Origin of the sequence: Labrys okinawensis (assembly GCF_002982075.1) — a bacterium.
Taxonomy (GTDB): domain Bacteria; phylum Pseudomonadota; class Alphaproteobacteria; order Rhizobiales; family Labraceae; genus Labrys; species Labrys okinawensis_A.
Map to the genome: position 1 here is coordinate 494,936 of NZ_PUEJ01000003.1, position 10,928 is coordinate 505,863.

Below are 10,928 nucleotides of genomic sequence, written 5' to 3' on the forward strand. Positions count from 1 at the left end.
ATGGTGAAACGCTTCCTCCTCGCCTGTCTTTTCGGCCTCATGGTGCTGCCGGCCCTGGCCGTGCAGCCGGACGAGGTTCTGCCCGACCCGGCCCTCGAGGCGCGTGCCCGCGCGCTGTCGGCACAGTTGCGCTGCATGGTCTGCCAGAATGAATCGATCGACGATTCGAACGCCTCGCTCGCCAAGGATCTGCGCATCCTCGTGCGCGAGCGCCTGAAGGCCGGCGACAGTGACGCTGAGGTCAAGGACTTCCTGGTTGCCCGCTATGGCGATTTCATCCTCTTGAAGCCACCTCTGGAATGGCGAACGCTCGCTCTGTGGTCGGGGCCACCGGCATTGTTGCTGCTGGGCGGTATCGCCATCTTCCTGTCGACGCGGCGTCGGCAGGCTGCCGCTCCCGCACCGCTCAGTTCGGATGAGCAGGCCAGGATCGACGATATTCTGGGGCGGGACGGCTGAGGCGTTTCGGATTCAGCGACGACAGCCGCTTGCCAAGGTATCGCCATGGCGTGGAACGAGCATCGAAACATGCTCCCATGCGGGAAAAGTGCGTCTTACTAAAGAGTAATCCGGCGGAAAAAGAGCCGTAATGTTGGTCAGGGCATTGTCACCGGCAACGGCGCTGAATGGGGGCGCTGAAGCAAAGGCGACCGGCCTTTCTCAAGGTAAGGCCGAGTCATTATGGAGCCTATCACGATGAATTCATCCGATCATGACATCAAGCCGAAGGCCGGCATTCTCGCCCGGCGCCGCACGCGCCTGCTGGCCGCCGTGTTCGGCCTCGGCGTCGCCGGCGCGGTTGCCGGCAACTTCGTGGTCATGCCATCCGTCACGCCGGCTTTCGCGCAGACGCAGAGCCAGGTCGCCCAACCGGGCTTTGCTGATATCGTGCAGAAGGTGCGGCCTGCCGTCGTTTCCATCAAGGTCAAGACCGAAACCAATGCCAGCGTTTCGGACGACGACAATGACGGGATGCCGGCCAATCCGTTCGAGTTCTTCTTCAATGGCCCTGGCGGCGGCAACATGCAGCCCGGCCGGCCTCGCAAGCAGTTCGGCATGGCGCTGGGCTCGGGCTTCTTCATCTCGGCTGACGGGTATGTCGTGACCAACAATCACGTCGTTGACCACGCCAAGGAAGTCGATGTCGTCACCGATGGCGGCAAGACCTATACGGCGAAGGTGATCGGCGTCGACCCGAAGACGGATCTGGCCCTGCTCAAGGTCCAGGACGATGCCGGCAAATTCCCCTTTGTCGAACTCGAAATGCAGAACGAGCCGCGCGTGGGTGATTGGGTCCTGGCGGTCGGCAATCCCTACGGCCTGGGCGGCACCGTGACCGCTGGCATCGTCTCGGCGCGTGGCCGCGATCTCAACAACTCGACCTATAACGACTTCCTGCAGATCGACGCTCCCGTCAATCGCGGCAATTCGGGCGGCCCGACCTTCGATCTCTCCGGCCGCGTGATTGGCGTGAACACGGCGATCTACTCGCCCTCCGGCGGTTCGATCGGCATCGGCTTTGCCATTCCGGCCGAGACCGTCTCGCGGGTGGTCTCGCAGCTCAAGGCGGATGGCCAGGTGACGCGTGGCTATATCGGCGTGCAGATCCAGCCGGTCACCCAGGATATCGCCGACTCGATCGGCCTGAAGAAGGCTTCGGGCGCCCTGATCGCCGACGTCACCAGGAACGGTCCTGCCGCCAAGGCCGGCCTGCAGTCGGGTGATGCCATCACGGCCGTCAACGGCAAGGAAGTCAGCGACTCCCGTGAGCTTGCCCGTGCCATCGCCGATGTGAAGCCAGGCGAGACCGCCGACCTGACCGTCTGGCGGGACGGCAAGGAGCAGAGCATCAAGGTGGAGACCAGCAAGCTGCCGGGCGACAAGCAACTTGCCGATGCGCGTTCACAGGGCGATGACGACACGGGCGGCAAGAGCTCGCTTGCGAATCTGGGCGTTGAGCTCGCGCCGGCCGCCGCCGTTGCTGGCGCCGGCAAGGCCGGTGTGGTCGTGACCGATGTCGATCCGGGTAGCCCTGCGGCCGAATCGCTGCGTCCGGGCGACGTCATCCTCGACATTGCCGGCAAGCCGGTCAGCAATGTGCGCGAGGTCCGGGAGATTCTCTCCAGTGCCAGAGCCGACTCCAAGCGTACCGTGCTGCTGCGCGTGAAGAACAATGACGGCCTGCACTTTGTCGCCCTGCCGATCGGCAAGGCCTGATCCGAGGTGAAGCACCGGTGCGGCTGCCCGTCACGGGCGGTCGCATCGGCCTTTTGGCTCGATCCTGGCCACTTCCGATCCTGTTCACTTCGGCCGGAGGGGATCGGGATTGGGGGTGCATTCTTGAAAACATCAGCGTGAATGCTGCGGGCGCGGATCATTGCGCCCTATGAGGTGACCTTGAAATGTGGCAAAGCTCGTCTCAGACGCCTTCAACTCAAAACGTGAATGAGTCTGAAACCAAAATGCGTATTCTGATCGTCGAGGACGACCGCGACGCAGCTGCCTACCTGGTCAAGGCCTTCTCGGAAGCGGGACATGTCGCGGATCATGCCGCCGATGGCTTGAGCGGCTATGCCATGGCCAAGGATGGCCCCTATGACGTGCTGATCGTTGATCGCATGCTGCCCAAGCTCGATGGCCTTTCGATGATCTCCCGCCTGCGCCTCGAAGGCACGCAGACACCGGCCCTGATCCTGTCCGCGCTGGGCGAGGTCGATGACAGGGTCAAGGGCCTGCGCGCCGGAGGCGACGACTATCTGCCCAAGCCCTATGCCTTCTCCGAACTCCTGGCTCGCGTCGAGGTGCTGTCGCGCCGGCGGCCTGGCAAAGGCGAGGAGACGGTCTATCGGGTCGGCGATCTCGAACTCGACCGCCTGTCCCATGTGGTCAAGCGGGCAGGGGAGGAGATCGACCTCCAGCCCCGCGAATTCCGGCTGCTCGAATATCTGATGAAGAATGCCGGCCAGGTGGTGACGCGCACCATGCTGCTCGAACATGTCTGGGACTACCATTTCGACCCCGGCACCAATGTCATCGACGTTCATGTGTCGCGCCTGCGCTCCAAGCTCGACAAGGGCTTCGACAAGCCGTTGCTGCACACCATTCGCGGGGCGGGGTATATGATCCGCGACAGTGCGAAATAAGTGGTCATCCCGGACAAGCGGCATCACAAGCGATGCGGCGCGGATCCGGGGCCGCAAGATTGTGATCCGGGACGGCAAGACTGTGATACGCAATATCAGCGCGATCCCGCGTCTGCGGAGCGGCATTGCATGCCGTAGCGCGCGCGGGATGACATCGTTTCGGAAAGATTGGCCGTGACCGGACTGCGGAAATTGATCCGAACCACGGCCTTCAAGCTGATGGCCGCCTATCTGCTGGTCTTCACGCTGTTCGCGGCCTCGCTGCTGGGCTATTTCTTCTGGAATGCGCAGCGTCTGCTCGGCTCGCAGATCAGCAATTCCATCAATGCCGAGATCAACAGCCTCAGTGACGAATATGCCCAGGGCGGCGTGATGCTGCTGGCCTCCACCATCGAGGCCCGTACCCGCCGGCCTGGCTCGCTGCTCTATCTGCTCACCACGCCGCAGGGGGAAGCGCTCGTCGGCAATGTCAGCGAACTGCCCGATGGCGTGCTCGACAAGCCGGGTCTCAGCAATATTCCCTACCGTCGCGACGACGGCGGCAAGGCAGGCCCGCGTACGGCGCTGGTGCGCGTTTTTGCCTTGCAGGACGGCTACAAGCTGCTGGTCGGCCTGGATCTCGACGAGCAGAGCCGCGTGCGTGCGATCATGTTCAACGCGGCGCTGTGGTCAGTCGGCCTGATCATGCTGCTGGGCGTGGCCGGCGGCTGGTTCGTGGCGCGGCGGGTGCTGCATCGCCTCGATGATATCAACGCGACCAGCCGCTCCATCATGGATGGCGACCTCGGCCGCCGCCTCAAGGTCGCCGGGACGGACGATGAATTCGACCGGCTGGCCTCGACGACCAATGCCATGCTGGATCGCATCCAGGAACTGATGGCGGGCCTCAAGGAAGTTTCCGACAACATCGCCCATGATCTCAAGACGCCGTTGACACGCCTGCGCAATCACGCCGAGGAAGCGTTGCGAACGGCGAAGGACGAGGATGCCTATCGCGCCGCGCTCGACCGTACCATCGAGGAGTCGGAGGGGCTCATCGGCACCTTCAACGCCCTCTTGATGATCGCGCGGGCAGAGGGCGGCCGTATCGACGGGGCGCTCAGCGAGTTCGACGTCGCCGAGGCCGTGCATGCGGTGGCGGAGCTCTACGAACCCGTTGCCGAGGAGAGCGGTGCCAGGATCGTGGTGGCGGCGAAGTCGCCCTTGCTGTTGCGCGGCAATCGGGAACTGGTCAGCCAGGCGCTGGCCAATCTCATCGACAATGCCCTCAAATACAGCCCCAAGGAGGAAGGCGGGCCGGCCGGCGACGTGACGATCGCGGCCGAGAAGCGCGAAGGACGCGTCATTCTCAGTGTGGCCGACCATGGCGCCGGTATTCCCCAGGCCGACCGGCAGAGGGTGCTGGAGCGCTTCGTGCGGCTGGAATCGAGCCGCACGCGCCCCGGGTCCGGCCTTGGCCTGGCGCTCGTCTCCGCCATGGTGAAGCTGCATGGCGGCACTATCCGTCTGGAGGACAACCAGCCGGGTTTGCGCGTGGTGCTGGAACTGCCCGACAGGCCTACCGAGGAGCCGACCCCATCCAAGCTCGCCCTGCGTCGCCCCGGTCTGCGTGTTCGCTCCTGAACCGAACACCCGTTTCGAGGCATGCAAGATCGTGATGCCGGCGTCCGAAGCCGGCCATTTGCGCATGCGGATCGTTTGGGCCAATGCTATCGCGAAGGAACGACACCAAGAGCGTGAAAGCAGGGCGAGGCGACGTCGATGATTCCCATTGAAGACAAACGTCGCGTCAAAGCCCGCTTCGCCGATCTGGCGCAGGCGCTGGATCCGGGGGCCCAACCGGCCGTGGCCACGGCGATGGAAGGGGGGGCGGGCCATGCCGTGCTGGCCGGGCTCGCCACCGCCTCGCCCTTCCTGTGGGGCCTGGCCCTGGCCGATCCCGCCCGCCTGGAACGCATTCTGGCAGGCACCCCCGCAGCCGTGCTCGAAGAGGCGATCGCCCGTGCCAGGGCGCAGTGCAGCGCTGCAGCCGATATGGCCGAGGCCATGCGGGCGCTGCGGCTGCTCAAGCAGGAAGCGGCCTTGCTGATCGGCATCGCCGATCTCGGCTGCGTCTGGCGCCTTGCCGAGGTCACGGCCGCCCTGACTCGCGTGGCGGATGAAAGTGCGACGCTGGCTTTGCGTTTCCTGCTGCGCGAGGCAACTGCCGCAGGCCGCTTCCTGCCGCCCGATCCTGAAAATCCCGACCGGGATTGCGGCCTCGTGGCATTGGCGATGGGCAAGCAGGGGGCGTTCGAGCTCAATTATTCATCCGATATCGACCTGATCGTTCTCTACGATCCCGAAACGGCGCCCCTGCGCGAGGGGCTGGAGCCGGCGCCCTTTTTCGTGCGTCTGACGCAGGGGCTGGTCAAGCTGTTGTCCGAGCGCACGGCCGATGGCTATGTCTTCCGGGTGGACCTGCGTCTGCGACCCGATCCTGGGGCCACCGCGATCGCGATCTCGCTTCCCGCCGCCTATGGCTATTATGAAAGCGTCGGGCAGAACTGGGAGCGGGCGGCGATGATTAAGGCGCGGCCCTGCGCCGGTGACATCGCGCTGGGCGAGCGCTTCCTCGCCGGGCTGGTGCCCTTCATCTGGCGGCGTCATCTCGATTATGCCGCCATTGCCGATGTGCATGCCATGAAGCGGCAGATCCACGCCCATAAGGGCCATGAGGCCATCGCCGTTGCCGGACATAATCTCAAGCTCGGTCGCGGCGGCATCCGGGAGATCGAGTTCTTCGTGCAGACCCAGCAACTCATCGCCGGCGGCCGCAATCCCGATCTGCGCGGACGCGGCACCGTCGCCATGCTCGCCGCCCTGCAGGAAGCTCGCTGGATCACGCCCGAGGCACGCGACGAACTGACGGAGGCCTATGACTTTCTGCGCGGGCTCGAGCATCGCCTACAAATGATGGCTGACGAGCAGACCCATAGCCTGCCGGCGGAGAAACAGGCGCTCGTGGAGTTTGCCCGCTTTGCCGGTTATGCCGATGTCGAAGCCCTTTCAAAGGCGCTGATCGCCCGCCTGGAGACTGTCCAGCGGCATTATGCCCGCCTGTTCGAGGCCTCGGCGCCGCTCGCCAGCGATGTCGGCAGCCTAGTTTTCACCGGCAAGGAGAATGATCCGGAGACGCTGAAGACCCTGGAGCGCCTGGGCTATGCCTCGCCGTCGCAGGTGGCGGAGATGATCCGTGGCTGGCATCATGGGCGCTACCCTGCCATGCGCTCGGCCAAGGCGCGCGAGGATCTCACCGAGCTCACGCCCGCCTTGCTGCAGGCGCTGGCCAAGGAGGGCCGGCCCGACAAGGCTCTGTTCGTGTTCGACGGGCTGCTCGCCCGCATGCCGTCGGGCTACCAGCTCTTTTCGATCCTGCGCAACAACGCCAAGCTGTTTTCCGTGCTTGCGCGCGTGCTCGGCGTAGCGCCGCGCCTCGCCGAGGTGCTGGTGCGGCGTCCCCACGCGCTGGACGGCCTGCTCGATCATGGCGCCGAGGGAGATGACGCTCAGGCCTGGATCGATTCTCGCCTCGCCAGCGCGCTGGCGACGGGCGAGAGCTACGAGGACAAGCTCGACCTGGTGCGGATCTTCGTACGCGAGCGCATTTTCGTGCTCGGCGCGCGCCTGCTGTCCGGGGAGCTCGATCCCCTGCTGGTCGGCGAGCAGATCACCGCCCTGGCACAGGCGGTGGTCAGGGCCTTGCTCGAGCTCGTCATCGCCGAGCTGAAGCAGGCCCATGGCAGCCCGCCTGGCGCCCGCGTCGGCGTCCTCGCCATGGGCAAGTTCGGCGGGCGGGAGCTGACATCATCCTCCGATCTCGATCTGATCGTGCTCTATGACCACGATTCCGATGCCATTGAAACGGACGGGCCGCGCGCGATCGCGCCTTCCGTTTGGTTCGCCAGGCTGACCCAGAGGCTGATCGCCGCGCTCTCGGCTCCGACGGGAGAAGGGACGGCCTTCTCCGTCGACATGCGGCTGCGCCCCTCCGGGCAGAAAGGGCCGGTCGCCATCCATATCGACGGGTTCAGGGAATACCAGCTCAAGGAAGCCTGGACCTGGGAGCATATGGCGATGACGCGGGCGCGCATCGTGGCGGGGGATGCCGAATTCGGGCGGCTGATCGAGGAAACGATCGCCGGGATCCTCGCCGTCGAGCGTGAGCCCCGCAAGATTCTCACGGACGTCGCGGAGATGCGGGGCTTGCTCGAAAGCGAGAAGGGCGGGCGCGGGCCCTGGGACCTGAAGAATGCGCCGGGCGGCTTGGTGGATATCGAATTCATCGCTCAGACCCTGCAGCTCCTGCATGCGGCCGAGCATCCGGGCATGCTCGATGTCAATACCGGCAGGGCCCTCGACAAGGCTTTGGAAGCCGGCGTGCTCACCAAGACGGCGCATCGGCGTCTCCTCGAAGCTTGGCGGCTCTATACCGCTCTCTCCCAGGTGATCCGTTTTTGCGTCGGCGGCACTCTCGATCCGGACAAGACCTCCGAGAGCGGCAAGATCCTGCTCAGCCGCGTGGCCGACTGCAGCGATTTCGACGAACTCAACGCCGTCATCGGCGTGACGCAGACGCAGGTGCGGAATGTCTTCAGACAGATCGTCGGCGGGACGTAGGCTTGCTGCCCGGGGGCGCCGCCCCTTCATCCCCGCCCTCCTCCGAGCGGGCTCGATTTTACCGCCAGGACGTGGAAGAATATCGTCGATCATCGCTCCCGCCTGGGAGCCGTCATTGGGAGATTTCTGCCAATGAGTGACACCGACCTTCGCCCTCGGACGAGGACCGACCGGAAGACCCAGCGGCCGCGGCTGCACAAGGTCATTCTGGTCAATGACGACTATACGCCCCGGGAATTCGTCGTGGTCGTGCTCAAGGCCGAATTTCGCATGAACGAGTCACAGGCTTACCGCGTTATGCTTACCGCCCATCAAAGAGGCGTCTGCGTGGTGGCCGTGTTCGCGCGCGACATTGCCGAGACGAAGGCTACCCGAGCGACGGAGATGGCGCGCAGCCAGGGCTATCCCCTGTTGTTCACGACGGAGCCGGAAGAATGAGCACGCCTCGCACGACACAGTCCTATGATGCCGAGATCGCGATCATCCGCGAGAACATCCGCCAGTTGATGGAGCAGGCGGCGGCATCTTCGGGAGCCGCCAACGAGGACCTCCTGGCCGACCGCATCGCGGCCCAGGAGGCCCGGCTGGCAGCGCTGCAGCAGCAGATGGATGGCGCGCGCGGAGCCGGTGAGGGAAGCAGCGGCCAAGCCTGACCGGGCAGAAGCTGGCCGAGGCGGTTGTGCAGCGACGTCAGTGCAGCAAGGCTGCCGATGCAGCCCGTCTCGGTACGGACCGCATCAGGACAGGCGTGGCCGGTTCGACCGCTGGACGCGTCGCTTCGACCGGCAGCACCACCATGACGACGGTGCCGACGCCCAGGGAGGAGCGAATACGGATTGAGCCGCCATGCAGCTCCGCCAGCGATTTTGCGATGGAAAGGCCGAGGCCCGATCCCTTATGCGTCTTGGTGAACTGGGTCTGGACCTGCTCGAAAGGCCGGCCCAGTTTGCCGATCGCCTCCGCCGGTATGCCGATGCCTGAATCCTCGACATAGAGGGCGATCCGCTCGCCGTGCTGACGGATGCGCACGCCGATCCTGCCCCCCTCCGGCGTGAACTTGATGGCATTGGACAGAAGGTTGTTCATGATCAGGCGCAGGGCGCGGCGATCGGCCTGCAGGTTGACGCCATTGCTCCAAGAGGGGTGGAGGCTGAGCTTCTTGGCTTCCGCCTCCGGGCGGATAGATCGCAGAAGGTCGCCGAGCAGCCTGTCGGCCGCCACCAGTTCGCGTTGCAGCGTGACCTCGCCCGCCTCGATCTTCGACATTTCGAGGATGTCATCCACGAAGTTCAGGAGATAGCGCCCGCTGTCGTTGATGTCCTTGCAATAGCCGACATAGCGCGGCTGGCCGAGCGCGCCGAAGGTGCCGTTTTCCATCAATTCGGAAAAGCCGATGATGGCATTGAGCGGCGTGCGCAGCTCATGGCTCATATTGGCGAGGAATTCCGACTTGGCCCGGTTGGCGGACTCGGCCTTGATCTTCTCCTCGGCATATTTTTCCGCGAGCTCGGCCAATTCCTGGGTCTGGCGTTCGAGGACCTGCCGGGAACGCTTGAGGTCGGCAATCATGCCGATCAGGCTGCGCTCGCTGTCCATCAGCCGGGTCTGCTGTTCCTTCAGCGAGGTGATGTCGGTGCCGACGGAGACATAACCACCGTCCTTGGTGCGCCGTTCGTTGATGGTGAGCCAGCGGCCATCCTGGAGCTGGGCTTCGAAGGTGCGCGCTCCCCGCTCGATCGGGGCGTTGGGGGACATGTTGGTGCGCACCACCGGTTGGGAGCCGGCCTCGACGATGGCGCTGTAATGGGTGCCGGGACGGACCAGGCCATCCGGCAGATTATGCAGGGCCTGGAATTTGGAATTGCAGATCACCAGGCGGTTGCCGGCGTCCCACAGGACGAAAGCTTCCGAGATGGTCTCGATGGCGTCCCGCAGGCGCAGATCCGCCCGCTTGGTGTGCTCTGCGAAGCGGCGCTCCTCGGTCTCGTCGACGACGATGCCGATCAGCCGCTTATTGCCCTGCGGGCCGTAGACCAGCTCGCCGCGCACGCGCACGAAGATCCATTCCCCATTGGCGCAGCGCATGCGGAAGCGCCTGTCGATGGCGAGCGGTGGGTCCTTGGCCAGCAACTCGGCGGAGAGGGAGCGCAAGCCGCCATCGTCGATATGAATGAGCCGATCGATGTCGCTGTGGACGAGAAGATCGTCCTGCGGCTCATAGCCGAGCAGATGGAACATCGAATCCGACCAGAACACGCGCCCGGCTTCGAGATCCCAGTCCCACAGGCCCGAACGCCCGCGGCTGAGCGCGGTTTCCAGGCGGTTGCGCACATTGTTGTAGATGTCGTCGGCCCGGCGCGCCCGCGAGGCCTGCCAGTAATAGGCGAAGCCCAGGATCAGCAGCACGCCGCCGGTCGTGGTGGTGAAGACGAGAAGACGACCGCTCAGGGCGTACCAGCCCTCCAGGATATCGTCGATCGGCCTGGCCGCGACGATGCGCAGGCTTTCGCTGGTGCCGATCGAGGCAAGCATGGCGGTGCCGCCGACCGTGACGGTCGACCGGCCGCTGACGCGATCGCCGATTGCACCGATCAGGCCGGCGACATCGCCATTGTCGTTGACCAGGCGCCCCTGCGGCGTGATCACCGCAAGAAGGGTGTGCTCGGGAGCGGTGATCGCGGCACGGGTCGGCACCCGGCCGCTCTGGGCGACGATTGCGCTCAGCTGCGCCGCGGCGGCCGAGACGATGAGATCGAGGTTGCGCCCGGCATCCTGCATGGCTTGCCGGCGGCTGTCCCGGGCCTGGATGAAGGCGGCGAGGGCAATGACGGTGAGAAAGGCGATGATCAGCAAGGGCACGGCCTTGCGCAGGATCGGTTCAAGTCCGATCAATCGCCGATAGGTTGGACAGACCAGTGTCTTCGCAAGGCCCCGGATCCCCGGCGCGCGCAAAGACGCATGTGTCGCGTTTGCACGCGCCATTGCTTAGCCCTTCCAGCCTTATCTGAGAATTTGCGATAGGGCAGATGGTCATCACCGCCCCCGAATCGATAAGGCTATAAGAATCAACCTTCACGTGATTTGTCTAGAGTCGCCGTGAACACTTTTTTAATTATTTGTGGCCGT

General features: G+C 64.6%; 8 protein-coding genes. 7 read left to right on the forward strand and 1 reads right to left on the reverse strand.

The genetic code is table 11. The features are described from left to right. The 7 genes from C5L14_RS09360 (at nucleotide 1) to C5L14_RS09390 (ending at nucleotide 8,455) form a co-directional block, all read left to right on the forward strand. The gene (locus tag C5L14_RS09360; protein WP_105861752.1) at nucleotides 1-459 is read left to right on the forward strand and encodes a cytochrome c-type biogenesis protein; all 459 of its coding nucleotides are present in this window, start codon (nucleotides 1-3) and stop codon (nucleotides 457-459) included. Nucleotides 460-696: 237 nt separating this feature from the next. Beyond that, the gene (locus tag C5L14_RS09365; RefSeq protein WP_245196629.1) at nucleotides 697-2,217 is read left to right on the forward strand and encodes a Do family serine endopeptidase; all 1,521 of its coding nucleotides are present in this window, start codon (nucleotides 697-699) and stop codon (nucleotides 2,215-2,217) included. A 245-nt stretch (nucleotides 2,218-2,462) separates the two neighbouring features. Then, nucleotides 2,463-3,143 carry a response regulator transcription factor gene (locus C5L14_RS09370; protein WP_105861754.1) on the forward strand — a complete coding sequence of 227 codons (681 nt, stop codon included), beginning with the start codon at nucleotides 2,463-2,465 and terminating at the stop codon, nucleotides 3,141-3,143. Between the two features lie 174 nt (nucleotides 3,144-3,317). Continuing rightward, entirely contained in the window at nucleotides 3,318-4,766 is a 1,449-nt protein-coding gene (locus tag C5L14_RS09375) for a HAMP domain-containing sensor histidine kinase (protein ID WP_105861979.1), read from the forward strand. Between the two features lie 138 nt (nucleotides 4,767-4,904). Continuing rightward, on the forward strand, nucleotides 4,905-7,802 hold the full coding sequence (locus tag C5L14_RS09380) for a bifunctional [glutamine synthetase] adenylyltransferase/[glutamine synthetase]-adenylyl-L-tyrosine phosphorylase (RefSeq protein WP_105861755.1): 2,898 nt from the start codon (nucleotides 4,905-4,907) through the stop codon (nucleotides 7,800-7,802). A 132-nt stretch (nucleotides 7,803-7,934) separates the two neighbouring features. Then, the gene (gene clpS / locus C5L14_RS09385; protein ID WP_105861756.1) at nucleotides 7,935-8,240 is read left to right on the forward strand and encodes an ATP-dependent Clp protease adapter ClpS; all 306 of its coding nucleotides are present in this window, start codon (nucleotides 7,935-7,937) and stop codon (nucleotides 8,238-8,240) included. Next, on the forward strand, nucleotides 8,237-8,455 hold the full coding sequence (locus C5L14_RS09390; protein ID WP_105861757.1) for a hypothetical protein: 219 nt from the start codon (nucleotides 8,237-8,239) through the stop codon (nucleotides 8,453-8,455). The genes clpS and C5L14_RS09390 overlap by 4 nt, the downstream gene beginning before the upstream one ends. A gap of 37 nt (nucleotides 8,456-8,492) precedes the next feature. Here the strand turns inward: C5L14_RS09390 and C5L14_RS09395 are convergent, their stop codons facing one another. Further along, the gene (locus C5L14_RS09395) at nucleotides 8,493-10,694 is read right to left on the reverse strand and encodes a PAS domain-containing sensor histidine kinase (protein ID WP_342588403.1); all 2,202 of its coding nucleotides are present in this window, start codon (nucleotides 10,692-10,694) and stop codon (nucleotides 8,493-8,495) included. Nucleotides 10,695-10,928 lie beyond the last annotated feature (234 nt).

Bases quoted from the DNA above. Each gene is read 5' to 3' on its own strand.
- C5L14_RS09360 (WP_105861752.1), top strand. From the start codon at position 1: ATGGTGAAACGCTTCCTCCTCGCCTGTCTTTTCGGCCTCATGGTGCTG.
- C5L14_RS09365 (WP_245196629.1), top strand. From the start codon at position 697: ATGAATTCATCCGATCATGACATCAAGCCGAAGGCCGGCATTCTCGCC.
- C5L14_RS09370 (WP_105861754.1), top strand. From the start codon at position 2,463: ATGCGTATTCTGATCGTCGAGGACGACCGCGACGCAGCTGCCTACCTG.
- C5L14_RS09380 (WP_105861755.1), top strand. From the start codon at position 4,905: ATGATTCCCATTGAAGACAAACGTCGCGTCAAAGCCCGCTTCGCCGAT.
- clpS (WP_105861756.1), top strand. From the start codon at position 7,935: ATGAGTGACACCGACCTTCGCCCTCGGACGAGGACCGACCGGAAGACC.
- C5L14_RS09390 (WP_105861757.1), top strand. From the start codon at position 8,237: ATGAGCACGCCTCGCACGACACAGTCCTATGATGCCGAGATCGCGATC.